Source organism: Rhizobacter sp. P5_A1 (assembly GCF_056400745.1).
The window spans coordinates 36007-49472 of the sequence record NZ_JBFUKR010000004.1 but is presented as its reverse complement, the minus strand read 5'-3'; the positions used below and the strand labels follow the sequence as shown (position 1 = coordinate 49472).

Genomic DNA, 13466 nt, shown 5'->3' with positions numbered 1-13466 from the left:
TTGAGTCTCCTGCGGCGTCTGTTCCAGAGCGTTCTGTTCTACGTGCTGCTGTTGCACCTCGGTGCGATGTCGCTGAGCTGGAACCTCGTCTGCTTCGTGCTGTACCCGTTCCTGACGCGTGAGCAGGGCGTGGTCGTCGGGCGTGCGGCGATCTCGTCGGTCTACCGCGGCTTCTGGGCCTGCGCGCAGTGGCTCGGCCTGATGCGCATCGACTACGCCGCGCTCGATGCGCTGCGGCGCGACGCCGGTCTGATCATCGCCGCGAACCACCCGAGCATGCTCGATGCGCTGCTCGTGATCGCGCGCGTGCCGCGCGGCATCTGCATCATGCGCGCGAGCCTGATGCGCAATCCGTTTCTCGGTGCCGGCGCACGCCTCGCGCGCTACATCCGCAACGATCCGCCGCGCGGCATGATCCGCAGCTGCATCGCGAACCTGCAGGCGGGCGCACAGCTCGTGCTGTTCCCCGAAGGCACGCGCACGGTGCAGTCGCCGATCAACCCGTTCCGGCCCGGCGTGACGCTGATCGCGCACATGGCGCAGGTGCCGATCCAGACCGTGATCATCGAGTCCGACTCGCCCTACCTGGGCAAGGGTTGGCCAATCTACCGCACGCCGCAGTTCCCGGTGGTCTTCAGCGTGCGGCTCGGCGCGCGTTTCGCGCCCGAGGCCGACCATCAGGGATTGCTGAAGCGGCTCGAGGCCTATTTCGCGGAAGAATTGCGGCGATGAACCCCGCTTCGCGCACGCACCTGTTGCTGATCCCGAGCTACAACACCGGGCCGAAGGTGTTCGACACGGTGCGTGCGGCGCGCGCGCGCTGGAACCCCGTCTGGGTCGTCACCGATGGCAGTACCGACGGCACGCCGGCCGGCCTGCGCGAGATCGCCGCCTCCGACCCGGGGCTGAAGCTGATCGAGCTGCCCGCCAACGCCGGCAAGGGCGCGGCGGTGCTGCACGGGCTGCAGGCCGCGCGCGATGCCGGCTTCACGCACGCGCTGACGATGGACTCCGACGGCCAGCACCCGGCCGAGCTGATCCCCGCGTTCATGCAGGCTTCGGCCGAGCAGCCCGAGACGATGGTGCTCGGCCGCCCGGTGTTCGATGCCTCGGCGCCGTTGCTGCGCGTGCGCGGCCGGCGCATCTCGAACTGGTGGACGAATCTCGAGACGCTGGGCGCCGGCATCGACGATTCGCTCTACGGCTTTCGCGTCTATCCGGTCGACGACCTGATCGCGGTGATGCGCCGTCAGCCCTGGATGCGCCGTTTCGATTTCGACACCGAGGCCGTCGTGCGCCTCGCCTGGCGCGGCGTCAAGCCGGTGAACATCGCCGCGCCGGTGCGCTACCTGTCGGCCGAGGAGGGCGGCGTCTCGCACTTCCGCTACGGGCGCGACAACGTGCTGCTGACCTGGATGCACCTGCGGCTGATGCTCGAATTCGCGCTGCGACTGCCGAGCCTGTTGCTGCGCCGCGCGCTGCGGCGGCCGCCGTTTCAGACGCTGTAGAAAAGAGAAAACCCCGCCGCAGCGGGGTTCGCCGCAACGAAGCGAGACTCAGGCAGCTTGCCGGTTGCGGCGGCGAGCGACGAAGCCGACCACACCCAGACCGGCGAGCATCAGCGCGTAGGTCTCGGGCTCCGGAACGGCCGGGACGGTCGAGTAGACCTTGATGTCCGAGCTCGCGCCGAAGCTCAGCGTCAGCGAGTCCAGGCCCGCGCCGGCGTCGAGGCGGTAGAACGCGGTGGTGTCCTGGCCAGGAACGGGGCTGGCTGCGCCACCGCCGTAGTGAATGCCGATGTAGCTGATGCCCGTCAGCGGCACCGCAAAGTTCAGCAGCGTGGCACCACCGAGGCCGGACTGGTTGTCGGGCACCACGGTCGTGACGCCGTCCCAGGCAAAGCCGAGTTGGCTGAGCGCTTCGACCTGCACGGCCACGTCGCCGGCATTGCCGCTGAGCCACTGGTCACCGTAGAAGCCGCGGCAATCCTGGGCGTTGACGGTGATGTCGGTCACCGCGCAGGGGGCGATGACGGCCGGCAGGTCCGTGGCGAACGCCGAGCCGACCGAGCCGAGGAATGCAAGCGCGAGGGCCTTGCGCAGGATACGGGTGGAAATCTTCATCTTTGCTCCCAAGGGTTTGAACGTTTGAACGGAAGGCCATGCAGATGCAGAAGGCAAAGGCCTGGCGTGGAATGAATTGTGCGAAGTCGTGCGGTCCACGCGCCCCCCGCGGCTGCGGGGGCGGACTCATCAAAACAACTGTCGCGTGTGAGCTTGTGCACAGTGGCGGTGGAAAAGCCTGTGGACATCCGCAGGATGCCTGCTCGAAGCGCAGCGCCGACGCGGTCTCGGCGCGGCTGCCCAAAGATGCAGCAGCTCCAGGTGCGCGCGGTCAGACGGGCGCGCGGCGCTGCCGTTGCGGCCGGCGCTGGCGCACGGCGCCGAGAATGCCGCGCAGGATCTCGAGCGGCGGCGGTGGGCAGCCCGGCACTTCGGCATCGACCGGGATCACGTTGGCGACCTTGCCGCAGCTCGCGTAGCTTTCGCCGAAGATGCCGCCGCTGCAGCCGCAGTCGCCGACCGCGACGACGAGACGCGGTTCGGGCGTCGCCTCGAAGGTTCGACGCAGCGCCTCCTCCATGTGACGCGAGACCGGCCCGGTCACGAGCAGCATGTCGGCATGGCGCGGGCTCGCGACGAACCTGATCCCCAGCCCCTCGATGTTGTAGTAGGGGTTGTTCAGCGCGTGGATCTCGAGCTCGCAGCCGTTGCACGAGCCGGCATCGACCTGACGGATCGTCAACGCCTGGCCGAGGATCGCGAGCAGGTCTTGATGGATGCGCTGCACCGCTGCGCCATCGGCATCGGCCACCTGCGGCGCTGGCTCGGTGACGATGCCGGTGCGAACGATTTGCTTGAGGACGTGCCACATCTAGAGGTCGTGCCCGGAGTAGCTGAGGTTGAAGGACTTGTTGATCAGCGGAAAGTCCGGAACGATGTTGCCGATCACCGCGTGTTCGAGCACCGGCCAGTTCTGCCACGACGGATCGTGGCAGTGGCAGCGCACGATCTCGCCGGCGGCGCCGAGCTCGAGCGCGACGAACACCTCGCCGCGCCAGCCCTCGACCCGGCCGGCACCGATCGAGCGCTCCGAAGCGGCGCGCAGCGCGGCCCGGACGCCGCCTTGCGGCAGGCCGTCGCACAGCGCGCGGATCAGCCGCAGCGATTCGTGCAGCTCGTCGAAGCGCACGCCGACGCGGGCTGCGACGTCGCCGTCCTGGTGGGTCGCGATCTGCACCGCGAGATCGTCGTAGGGCGCCCAGCCGGGTGCGCAACGCAGATCGAAGGCCTGCCCGCTGGCGCGCCCCGCCAGCCCGGTGAGGCCGAGCTGCGCGGCCAGCTGCGGCGCGACCCGGCCGGTGCCGAGAAAGCGGTCCTGCAGGCCGGCATGCTCGTCGTAGGCGTTCTTCAGCACGCGAACCTCGCGCTCGATCGCGTTGCACTGCTGCCGCAACCGATCGCGCATCGGCGGCGACAGGTCGATCGCGACGCCACCGGGCACGACCGTGTCCATCATCAGCCGATGCCCGAAGGCCTGCGCCGACAGACGCAGCCAGTCCTCGCGCAGGCGCGAGAACTGCGCGAGGCCGAACGACAGCGCGGCGTCGTTGCCAAGCGCGCCGAGATCGCCCAGGTGATTGGCGACGCGCTCGCGCTCCAGCAGCAGCGCGCGCAGCCAGGCCGCCCGTGTCGGGATCTCGCAGCCCCACGCCGACTCGAGCGCCATGCAGTAGGCCCACGCGAAGGCCACGGTCGAGTCGCCGCAGACACGGCCGGCGAGCCGGTGCGCGTCGAGCGGCGCGAGTTCGGTGAAGCGCCGCTCGATGCCCTTGTGCACGTAGCCGAGATGCGCCTCCAGGCGCAGCACCTTCTCGCCGACGACCGAGAAGCGGAAGTGACCCGGCTCGATGATGCCGGCGTGCACCGGCCCGACCGCGATCTCGTGCACGCCGTCACCTTCGACGCGCACGAACGGGTAGTCGGCGGGCAGCGTGCCGGCGCTCGTCGGCGCGGGGTGACTGCCGTGCTGCAACGGCGCCGGCCCGGGCGCCCACACGCCGTGGTCGAGCCACGGGCGCGTGTCGCTGGCACCGTCGGCGCGCAGACCGGAGAGGTCGGTGATCGCGCGCTGCATGCGCCGGGCGCACGGGAACACCGGCGACAGATCCGGGAAGCCGGGTGTCGACGCATCGAGCGGCAGTTCGAGCCAGCCCAGCCCCTCCGGCAGCGCGAGCGCGGCGCAGACGGCGCTTTCGCCGGCGTGCCGATCGATGCCCCAGACGGCGACCAGCCGGCCGCCCCGATCGGCGATGGCGCGGGTTGCGGCGGACCAGCGCTCGCGGTCCACGCGCGCATGCCAGATCGGCAACGGCGCCAGCAGCCGCCGCAGCGCGAGCCCGAGGTCCGACAGTGCTGGCGTCGTCATCGCTCAGTTGCCGAGCATCGCCGCGGCCTGGCGATACCAGCCGTCGAGGTACGGCGGGATGTACAGGCCCAGCATCAGGCCGAGCGCGAGGTGCACGAACACCGGGACCAGCGCCGGCGGGTGCGCGAGCGGCTGGACGTTGGTGGCACCGAACACCATCGGCTGCACCCGGCTGAACACCGAGGCGAAGGCCAGGCCGAGCGCGACGAGCAGGAACGGCGTGGCCCAGGGCTGCTCGCGCATCGCCGTGGTGACGATCAGGAACTCGCTCGCGAACACCCCGAACGGCGGCATGCCCAGGATCGCGAGCGCGCCCAGCATCAGGCCCCAGGCGACCGTCGGGCTGACGGTGATCAGCCCGCGGATGTGTTCCATGATCTGCGTGCCGGCCTTCTGCGTCGCGTGGCCGACCGCGAAGAAGATCGCCGACTTGATCAGCGAATGCACCGTCATGTGGAGCAGGCCGGCGTAGCTCGCGATCGGGCCGCCCATGCCGAACGCGAAGGTCATCATCCCCATGTGCTCGATCGACGAGTACGCGAACATCCGCTTCACGTCGCGCTGGCGGATCAGGAAGAACACCGCCGCGACGACCGAGAGCAGCCCGAAGCCCATCATCAGCCGGCCCGACAGCTGGCTGTTGTGCAGTGCGCCGTCGGTCAAGACCTTGCAGCGCAGCACCGCGTACAACGCGACGTTCAGCAGCAGGCCCGAGAGCACCGCCGACACCGGCGTCGGCCCTTCGGCGTGCGCATCCGGCAGCCAGTTGTGCACCGGCACCAGGCCGACCTTGGTGCCGTAGCCGATGAACAGGAACGCGAAGGCCAGCGTGATGACGTTGGGGTCGAGCTGGCCCTTCACGGCATCGAGATGGGTCCAGAGCAGCGCGCCGCCCTCGGGGCCGATGACCTTCTCGGCGGCCATGTACAGCAGCACGGTGCCGAACAGCGCCTGGGCGATGCCCACGCCGCACAGGATGAAGTATTTCCACGCCGCCTCGAGGCTGGCCGCGCTGCGGTAGACGCTGACGAGCAGCACGGTGGTCAGGGTCGCGGCTTCCATCGCGACCCAGACGATCCCCATGTTGTTGGTCGTCAGCGCGAGCAGCATCGTGAAGCTGAACAGCTGGTACATGCTGTGGTACAGGCGCAGCCGCGGCGGCGTCATCTTGCCGCGGTCGCGCTCGATGCGCATGTAGGGTCGCGAAAAGATCGAGGTCGTGAGCCCGACGAACGCGGTCAGCGTGACCAGAAAGACATTCAGCGCATCGATGTAGAACTCGCGCTCCCACACCAGCATCGGTCCGTCGGCGACGATGCGTGCGGTCAGCGCGCAGGCCGCGACGAAGGTGCCGAAGCTGAACGCGACATTGATGTCGCGCGCGTTGTCGTGGTGGCCCACGAGCGCCAGCACCAGCCCGCCGGCGAGCGGGCAGGCGAGCAGGAAGGCCAGGGCGTTCAGTTCGAGTTGCAACTCAGTCTTCTTTCAGCTTCTCGAGGTTGCGGATGTCCAGGCTGTCGAACTGCTCGCGGATCTGGAACATGAACACGCCGAGGATCAGCACGCCGACCAGCACGTCGAGCGCGATGCCGAGCTCGACCACCATCGGCATGCCGTAGGTGGCCGAGGTTGCCGCGAAGAACAGGCCGTTCTCCATCGCCAGAAAACCGATGACCTGCGGCACCGCCTTGGCGCGCGTGATCATCATCAGGAACGACAGCAGCACGCAGGCCAGTGCGATGCCCAAGGTGCCGCTGGCGAGCGCCGACGACAGCTGCGAGATCGGTATCGCGAGGTTGAACGCGAAGATCACGACGCCGATGCCGATCAGCATCGTCGTCGGGATGTTGATCAAGGTCTCGACGTCCCGGCGGATGCCGAGCCGGTCGATCACGCGGTGCAGCAGGTAGGGAATCAGCAGCACCTTGAGCAGGAAGGTCAGGCCTGCCGACAGGTACAGATGATGCTGGTTCGTCACGTAGCCGACGACCGCGGTGGCCAGCGCGAGCGTCGCGCCCTGCATCGTGAACAGGTAGATCAGCGACAGGATGCGCCGCTGCGCGATCATCGCGAACGCGAGCATCAGCAGCACCGCGCCGAGCAGGTTGACGAACTGGGTCAGCAGGGCGCTCATGTCAGAAGTACCGCCAGCTGCACACAGACTCTTCGCGGATGTTGGAGCAGCAAGGGCGAGAGCGGCCAGGCCGTCGAGGGCTGAAGCCGCGCCCCTCGCTGCGCGAGGGGTGCCCTGCGCTGCTCGCTCCGCAGGGCAAGTCCGCAAACTCGGCCCGAGTACGGGCCTCAGACACGCGGACTTGGGCCGCAAGCGGCCCGACCCTGCCGCGACGCGCCGCGCTTGGTCCGGCGATGGGTCCGCGAAGCATCGGCGCCCTCATCACCGCGCCAGCAGCAGATGGACCAACATCCCGATGACCGCGAGCAGGAACGCGGTGGCCAGGAACTCGGGGACGCGGAAGATGCGCATCTTGGCACTCACCGTTTCGAGCACCGCGAGCAGGAAGCCGCCGATCGCGAGCTTGAGCACGAGCGCGGGCAGCGCGAGCAGCATCTCCAGTGGCGCCTGCGCCTCGGCCACGCCCCACGGGAAGAACAGCGCGAGGCCGATGCACGAGTACGCGAAGAGCTTCAGGCTAGCCGCCCACTCGAGCAGCGCGAGATGCCGGCCCGAGTACTCGAGGATCAGCGCCTCGTGCAGCATCGTCAGCTCGAGGTGTGTCGCGGGATTGTCGACCGGCACGCGCGCGTTCTCGGCCAGCGACACCATCGTGAACGCGACGCCGGCAAAGGCCAGGCCGGGGTAGATCGCGAGGTCGCGGTGCGCGAGCGTCTCGACGATCGTCGTCAGCGAGGTCGACTTCGAGATCAGCGAGGCCGAGAACAGCACCATCAGCAGCGCCGGCTCGGCCAGAAAGCCGACCAGCATCTCGCGCCGCGCCCCCATCGTTCCGAAGGCGGTGCCGATGTCCATCGCGGCCAGCGAGATGAAGACGCGCGCGAGCGCGAACAGCCCGACCAGCGCGATCGCATCCGCTGCGGGCGCCAGCGGCAGGTCGGTCGACAGCGTCGGGATGATCGCGCAGGCGAGCACCATGCATCCGAACTTGACATAGGGCGCGGTGCGAAACAGGCGCGATGCGTGCTCGGCGACCATCGACTCCTTGTTGAACAGCTTGTGCAGCACCCGGTACGGCTGCCACAGACTCGGCGCCGACTTGTTCTGCAGCCACGCGCGCCACTGGTTCACCCAGCCGGTCAGCAGCGGCGCCAGCGCGATCGCGATGACGATCTCGAGCAGCTGCGAGAGGACTCCCGTGAAGGTCATTCTTGGCTACCGCATCACCGCCAGCAGCGTGGCCGCCAGCGTCAGAAAGCTGTACAGCAGGTAGACCGAAATGCGGCCCTGCTGCATCAGGCCCACCAAGCGGGCCAGGTAGTTGGCCAGGTCGGCCAGCGGCACATAGAGCCAGCGCCAGAAGTGATCCTCGACCGTGACGCGGTAGTGCGGCCGTTCGTCGAACGGTGTCGGCAGTTCGCGCCGCATCACGAAGAAGGGTTCGAAGATCTGGCGGATCGGCTGGCCGAATCCCTCGGCCGTGTCCTGCATGCGCGCGGTGCCCCACGGGAAGCCGCAGGCCCAGGGCGGTGCGCGGCGCATCCGCCCGTGGTAGAGCCGGCGCACCAGCACATAGGCGATCGCGAAGCTCGCCAGGATGCCGAGCAGGAAGATGACCGGCCCGTAGCTCGCCTGCGCGAGGCTGTTCGGCGCGAGCAGCCAGCCACTGCCGGCGACGTGCGCGCCGAGGCCCGATCGCACCAGCTGCTGCGTCACCGGGTCGATCAGCTGGATGAACTGAGTCGGCAGCAGACCGAGCGCGATGCAGCCGAGCGCCAGCCACATCATCCCGCCGCGCTCCCAGGCGCCGGCATCGTGGGCCTCGGCGAGTTTCGCCTCGCGCGGCTGGCCGAGGAAGATCACGCCGAAGAACTTGACCATCGTGTAGCCCGCGAGCGCCGCGACCAGCGCGATCAGCGCCGCGACGACCGGGATCAGCATCGTCAGCAGCGGCACCGGCAGCCCCGGCGTGAACAGGAAGCTCTGCAGCAGCAGCCACTCCGAGACGAAACCGCCGAGCGGCGGCAGCCCGGCACTGGCCAGCACACCGAGCAACGCAAGCCAGCCGACCCAGGGCATCGTGCGGATCAGGCCGCCGAGCTTGCCCAGGTTGCGCTCGCCGGTGGCGTGCAGCACGCTGCCGGTGCCGAGGAACAGCAGGCTCTTGAAGCAGGCATGGCTGGCGACGTGGTACAGCGTCGCCGTCAGCGCCAGCGCGGCCATCGGCCGCATCTCGTAGGCGGCGAAGATCAGCGTCAGGCCCATGCCGACGAACAGCAGGCCCATGTTCTCGATCGACGAGTAGGCGAGCAGGCGCTTCATGTCCGTCTGCACCGCTGCGAACACCACGCCGAACAGCGCGGTCGCCAGGCCGATCGCGAGCAGCAGGCCGCCCCACCACCAGAGCTGCAGGTGCAGCAGATCGAGCGAGACGCGCAGCAGGCCGTAGATCGCGGTGTTTAGCATCACGCCGCTCATCAGTGCCGAGACCGGGGAAGGCGCGGCCGGGTGCGCCTCCGGCAGCCACACATGCAGCGGCAGCACGCCCGCCTTCGCACCGAAGCCGAACAGCGCCAGCATGAAGCCGATCGAGGCCCAGAACGGCGTCAGCGCCTGCGCCCGCATGTTCGCGAAGGTGTAGTCGCCGGTGTTCGCCTGCAGCACGCCGAAGCACAACAGGATCGCGATCGCGCCGATGCGCGCGACCGTGATGTACAGGTAGCCGGCGCTGCGAACCTCGGGCACGCGGTGGTTCGCGGTGACGAGGAAGAACGAGGCCAGCGCCATCGTCTCCCACATCACCATGAACGAGTAGGCATCGTCGGCCAGCACGACGCCGACCATGCTGGCCAGGAACACGTGGTACTCGAGGCACAGCAGCCCCGGCGGCGTGCCTTCGCCCTTGCGGAAGTAGCCGGCCGCGAACGCCGAGATGCCGGCCGACGCGGCGCCGATCACCATCAGGAAGTACGCCGACAGGTTGTCCAGCCGCAGGTGGAACGGCAGCGCCGGCAGGCCGATCGGCAGCACCGCGATCTCGGCCGTGCCCGGAAGCGCCGCGAGTGCGATGCCGAACAGCGCCAGCCCGAGCACGCCGCCGGCCGGGAACAGTGCGTGGGACACGAACCTGAACCGGCGCAGCGCGAACACCCCCGCGGCGCCGACCGCCAGCCAGGCTGCCATGACGATCAGCACCCCGTCGAGGTGCAGCAGCCACGGGGCGGCGCTCGGGCTGGTCACGGCTCAGGTCTTGCGACGGCCCGTCGGGGGCTTCTTGGCAACGGCCGCGGGCCTGCGTTTTACAGCCCGGCCGGTGCGCGGCGGCAAGGAGGCGCCAGGCGCAGGCTCGTCGACGGGCATGCCGCTGGCGACGAACTCGACGCCGTGCTCGGCAAGGTAGTTGCGAATGAGCTGCCGGACCACCTGCGACGCCGTGCGGTCCTGCCGCGCACACAGGCTTTCGAACGCGGCCTTCTTGTTCGGATCGATCAGCAGCGTCAACCGTGCGGTCTTGAGCTCCATGGATCCCTCGGCATCGAGTGTCCGGGCGATGACATCTGATGCACATCGTACATGACTGGCATGTGCATCGCGAGCGCACGCGCCCGGACCGAACTTTCTCTGCCGACCGGGGCCCCTAGACCATGCCGCCGTTGATCGAGATGATCTGGCCGCTGATGTAGCCCGCGTCGTCCGACGCGAGGAACGCGACCAGCGCGGCGACCTCGTCGGCGCGGCCGGCGCGCTTGCACGGCACGAGGCGCTCGATCGTCGCCTTGTCGAAGCCGGCCTGTGCGGCCATGCCCGAATCGATGATCCCGGGCGCGACCGCGTTGACCGTGACGCCGCGGCTCGCGAGTTCGAGCGAGAGCGCCTTCGTCGCGCTGTTCAACGCGCCCTTCGCGGCCGCGTAGTTGACCTGGCCGCGGTTGCCGGTCAGCGCGGCGACCGACGACAGGTTGACGATGCGGCCCCAGCGCGTGCGGATCATCGGCAGGCTCAGCGGCTGCGTGACGTTGAAGAAGCCGTCGACCGAGACCGCCATCACGTCGTGCCATTGCGCCTCACGCAGCGCCGGAAATGCGGCGTCGTCGTGCGTGCCGGCGTTGTTGACGAGCACCTGGATCGGGCCCGCCTCGAGCAGCTTCGCGCAGGCGGCGTGCGTGGCGGCACGATCGGTCACGTCGAACGCGACGGGCTCGGCGCTGCCGCCGGCCGCGCTGATCTCGTCGGCCAGTGCGGCGGCGGCGTCGAGGCGGCGGTTCGCGTGCACGATCACATGCAGTCCGTCGCGCGCCAGGCGCCATGCGATCGCGCGGCCGAGGCTGCCGCTGGCGCCGGTGACGAGGGCGCGTTTGGATGTCTTCGCGAGAGCTTCGGTCATGCGGCGAGTGCGGTGTTCAGCACGACCGCCGCGCGCCCTTCGGCGAGCAGGCGGCCGGCATGGCGGACCGTGAAGGTGTACAGGATCTGCTGCGCGTCGCCGGCCTGGCGTGTGGCCTCGATGCGCAACTCGTCGGTTGCATCTGGGGCCGCCGGCAGATCGTCGAGCCGCAGCACGTGCAGTCGCACGCCGCGCGCGCTCGCGAGGTAGCCCGGCGTCGCCGGCGTGCCCGCGGCGCGGCCGATCAGCGCGCCGTGCAGCGCCATCGCCTGCGCCGCGTACTCGATCGCGCACGGTGCGAGCAGGCCGCGCCGGGTGCGCAGCGGGTGATCGGCGGCGCGGTGGTTGTCGGCGGCGCAGACGATGTGCTGCAGATCCCATTGCTCCAGGCGCGCCAGCAGGCACATCGTGCCGCTGTGCGGGATCAGCGCGGCGATGCCGTCGTGGGCCAGGCCGGCGTTCGCGTTCACGACGGATCGACCTGCAGCCGCATCCGGCCCAGGTAGTCGAGCACCACGCGCTCGCGCGGTCCGCGGCGCGCCAGTGCGAGCAGCAGCGGCAGCGCGGCGGCGGCGGGAATCGCACGGCGCAGCGTTTCGAGGGCCGCGTCGGCGCAACGCGTCGCCGCGTGCTGCGCGTCGACCGTCGCGATCGTCAGCGCGGCGATCGAGGCCGGGTTCGGCGCCGGCGCCAGCACCAGCGCGAGACCGAAGTGATCGGGCAACGGCCGCACCGCATGCAGCGGCTCCGGGTAGGGCGAATCGCTTGCGACCAGCAGCACCGGCTCGCCGCAACTCAGCACGCTGGTCGCGGCCTCGATCAACCCGGCGCCGAAGCTGCCGTCGAACGCGCACAGGCTGGTCGACGCCGCGCGGCTGCCGACGGCGATGTGCCAGCAGCCTGCTGCGGCGTTGTGCACCGAGTTCGTGAAGCGGGTCGGCGAGACCATCGGCGCCGGCATCGCGAGCGTCTCGCACAGCGCGTGGCAGTTCACGCCTTCGCCGCTGCTCGAGGTGAACACGGTCGCGAGCCGGGCGGGCTCGAGCGCTGCCTGCGTCACCGCTTCGTCGGCGACCGCCAGCGCGAGTTTCACGGCCGCGCCGGCGCGGCGGCGTTCGGCCGGCGGCAGGCGCATCGGCATGGGCAGCGCGGTCGGCGTGGCGGCATACGGCTGCGCGCCGCGCAGCATATCGAGCGACCCGGCCCACGAGCCGAGCCCCGGCCCGAGCAGGCCAATGCCCTGGACCCAGACCGTCAATCCGCTCATTCCACAGCCCCCAGCACGAGGCTCGCGTTCGAGCCACCGAAGCCGAACGAGTTCGACAGCACGCGGCGCAGCGGGGCCGCGCGGTTTTCGACGAGGTAACGCATGCGCAGCGTCGGATCGCGGCCCAGCACATTCAGCCCGGCCGGCAGCAGCCCGTGGCGCAGCGCGAGCAGCGCGATCGCGGCCTCGACGGCGCCGGCGGCGCCGAGCGTGTGGCCGGTCGCGCCCTTGGTCGAGCTGCACGGCGTCGCGGCATCGAACACCGACGCGACCGCAGCGTCTTCGCTCGCGTCGTTGCTCGGCGTCGCGGTGCCGTGCAGGTTGATGTAGTCGATGTCGGCGGGCTGCAGGCCGGCATCGGCCAGCGCCGAGCGCATCGCGGCGATCGCGCCCAGGCCTTCGGGGTGCGGCGTGCTCATGTGGTAGCCGTCGTTGCTCTCGCCGACGCCGAGCAGCCAGCCCTGCGGCGGCCCATCGGCCACGCGCTCGAGCAGCGCGAACGCCGCCGCCTCGCCGATCGACAGGCCGTTGCGCGCCGCGTCCCAGGGTCGGCAGATCTCGTTCGACAACAACTCGAGCGAGTTGAAGCCGTACAGCGTCGTCAGGCACAGGCTGTCGACGCCGCCGACGACCGCGGCGTCGATCAGCCCGGCCGCGATCAGTCGCGCCGCGTTGCCGAAGACCTTCGCGCTCGACGAGCACGCGGTCGAGACGACCCAGCAGGGCCCGTCGAGCCGCAACGCGCGCGCGACGAAATCGGCGACCGAGAAGGTGTTCTGCGTCGGCCCGTAGTGGAAGTCGGCCGGCAGCGCGCCGTCGGCGCCGCGGCGCCGGTAGGCGAGCTCGGTCTGCAGCAGCCCCGAGGTGCTGGTGCCGAGGAACACGCCGACTCGGCCCGCGCCCCAGCGCGCGCGCGCCGCGGTGACGGCGTCGAGAAATCCGTCTTGCTGCAGTGCGAGCCAGGCGAGGCGGTTGTTGCGGCAATCGAATTCGCCCAGATGCGAGGGAACGCGCACCGCGTCGACGCCGTCGACCTCGCCGGCCCAGGTCGACAGCGGCAGATCGAGGAAGCGCAGCGGCGCGAGGCCGCTGCGCTGCGCGCGCAACGCGTCGGTGGTGGCCGCGTTGCCGGCGCCGAGTGCGCTCGTCAACGTGAAGGCGCGGATCGGCAGCGGCCTCATCGGCACCCCGCG

The 13466-nt window shown here is 69.9% G+C and carries 14 protein-coding genes; 2 read left to right on the top strand and 12 right to left on the bottom strand.

The window, feature by feature from the left end:
* Together AC1DTW_RS05455 and AC1DTW_RS05450 are read left to right on the top strand one after the other, a co-directional pair.
* Positions 1–732: a lysophospholipid acyltransferase family protein gene (locus AC1DTW_RS05455; protein ID WP_477979942.1), complete on the top strand. Its 732-nt coding sequence runs from the start codon at positions 1–3 to the stop codon at positions 730–732.
* The gene (locus AC1DTW_RS05450; protein ID WP_477979940.1) at positions 729–1508 is read left to right on the top strand and encodes a glycosyltransferase family 2 protein; all 780 of its coding nucleotides are present in this window, start codon (positions 729–731) and stop codon (positions 1506–1508) included. The genes AC1DTW_RS05455 and AC1DTW_RS05450 overlap by 4 nt, the downstream gene beginning before the upstream one ends.
* A gap of 48 nt (positions 1509–1556) precedes the next feature.
* On the opposite strand, the gene AC1DTW_RS05445 is transcribed toward AC1DTW_RS05450, so the two are convergent.
* From AC1DTW_RS05445 to AC1DTW_RS05390, 12 genes are all read right to left on the bottom strand, one after another.
* Complete coding sequence (locus tag AC1DTW_RS05445) at positions 1557–2123, bottom strand: PEP-CTERM sorting domain-containing protein (RefSeq protein WP_477979938.1); 567 nt, start codon at positions 2121–2123, stop codon at positions 1557–1559.
* 271 nt (positions 2124–2394) lie between these two features.
* Complete coding sequence (locus AC1DTW_RS05440; protein ID WP_477979935.1) at positions 2395–2934, bottom strand: NADH-quinone oxidoreductase subunit B family protein; 540 nt, start codon at positions 2932–2934, stop codon at positions 2395–2397.
* Positions 2935–4488 (bottom strand): hydrogenase large subunit, encoded by a 1554-nt coding sequence (locus AC1DTW_RS05435; RefSeq protein WP_477979933.1) that lies wholly within the window; start codon positions 4486–4488, stop codon positions 2935–2937.
* Positions 4489–4491: 3 nt separating this feature from the next.
* A complete protein-coding gene (locus AC1DTW_RS05430; protein WP_477980241.1) occupies positions 4492–5949 on the bottom strand; it encodes a hydrogenase 4 subunit F in 1458 nt (485 codons plus the stop codon).
* Positions 5950–5962: 13 nt separating this feature from the next.
* Positions 5963–6622, bottom strand: coding sequence for a formate hydrogenlyase (locus tag AC1DTW_RS05425; RefSeq protein ID WP_477979931.1), 660 nt, complete (start codon positions 6620–6622; stop codon positions 5963–5965).
* A 261-nt stretch (positions 6623–6883) separates the two neighbouring features.
* The gene (locus AC1DTW_RS05420) at positions 6884–7831 is read right to left on the bottom strand and encodes a respiratory chain complex I subunit 1 family protein (RefSeq protein WP_477979929.1); all 948 of its coding nucleotides are present in this window, start codon (positions 7829–7831) and stop codon (positions 6884–6886) included.
* Positions 7832–7837: 6 nt separating this feature from the next.
* The gene (gene hyfB, locus AC1DTW_RS05415) at positions 7838–9862 is read right to left on the bottom strand and encodes a hydrogenase 4 subunit B (protein ID WP_477979927.1); all 2025 of its coding nucleotides are present in this window, start codon (positions 9860–9862) and stop codon (positions 7838–7840) included.
* Between the two features lie 3 nt (positions 9863–9865).
* Positions 9866–10144, bottom strand: a complete 279-nt coding sequence (locus tag AC1DTW_RS05410; RefSeq protein ID WP_477979925.1) for a ribbon-helix-helix protein, CopG family — start codon at positions 10142–10144, stop codon at positions 9866–9868.
* 115 nt (positions 10145–10259) lie between these two features.
* Positions 10260–11006: a 3-oxoacyl-ACP reductase FabG gene (gene fabG, locus AC1DTW_RS05405; protein WP_477979923.1), complete on the bottom strand. Its 747-nt coding sequence runs from the start codon at positions 11004–11006 to the stop codon at positions 10260–10262.
* Positions 11003–11476, bottom strand: coding sequence for a hotdog family protein (locus AC1DTW_RS05400; protein ID WP_477979921.1), 474 nt, complete (start codon positions 11474–11476; stop codon positions 11003–11005). The genes fabG and AC1DTW_RS05400 overlap by 4 nt, the downstream gene beginning before the upstream one ends.
* Positions 11473–12273, bottom strand: coding sequence for a beta-ketoacyl synthase chain length factor (locus AC1DTW_RS05395; RefSeq protein ID WP_477979919.1), 801 nt, complete (start codon positions 12271–12273; stop codon positions 11473–11475). Before AC1DTW_RS05395 ends, AC1DTW_RS05400 begins: the two co-directional genes overlap by 4 nt.
* Positions 12270–13454, bottom strand: coding sequence for a beta-ketoacyl-[acyl-carrier-protein] synthase family protein (locus AC1DTW_RS05390; RefSeq protein ID WP_477979917.1), 1185 nt, complete (start codon positions 13452–13454; stop codon positions 12270–12272). Before AC1DTW_RS05390 ends, AC1DTW_RS05395 begins: the two co-directional genes overlap by 4 nt.
* Between the last annotated feature and the right edge of the window lie 12 nt (positions 13455–13466).

Coding starts and splice junctions, on each gene's coding strand:
- AC1DTW_RS05450 (WP_477979940.1), top strand. CDS start 729: ATGAACCCCGCTTCGCGCACGCACCTGTTGCTGATCCCGAGCTACAAC.
- AC1DTW_RS05445 (WP_477979938.1), bottom strand. CDS start 2,123: ATGAAGATTTCCACCCGTATCCTGCGCAAGGCCCTCGCGCTTGCATTC.
- AC1DTW_RS05440 (WP_477979935.1), bottom strand. CDS start 2,934: ATGTGGCACGTCCTCAAGCAAATCGTTCGCACCGGCATCGTCACCGAG.
- AC1DTW_RS05435 (WP_477979933.1), bottom strand. CDS start 4,488: ATGACGACGCCAGCACTGTCGGACCTCGGGCTCGCGCTGCGGCGGCTG.
- AC1DTW_RS05425 (WP_477979931.1), bottom strand. CDS start 6,622: ATGAGCGCCCTGCTGACCCAGTTCGTCAACCTGCTCGGCGCGGTGCTG.
- AC1DTW_RS05420 (WP_477979929.1), bottom strand. CDS start 7,831: ATGACCTTCACGGGAGTCCTCTCGCAGCTGCTCGAGATCGTCATCGCG.
- AC1DTW_RS05410 (WP_477979925.1), bottom strand. CDS start 10,144: ATGGAGCTCAAGACCGCACGGTTGACGCTGCTGATCGATCCGAACAAG.
- fabG (WP_477979923.1), bottom strand. CDS start 11,006: ATGACCGAAGCTCTCGCGAAGACATCCAAACGCGCCCTCGTCACCGGC.
- AC1DTW_RS05395 (WP_477979919.1), bottom strand. CDS start 12,273: ATGAGCGGATTGACGGTCTGGGTCCAGGGCATTGGCCTGCTCGGGCCG.
- AC1DTW_RS05390 (WP_477979917.1), bottom strand. CDS start 13,454: ATGAGGCCGCTGCCGATCCGCGCCTTCACGTTGACGAGCGCACTCGGC.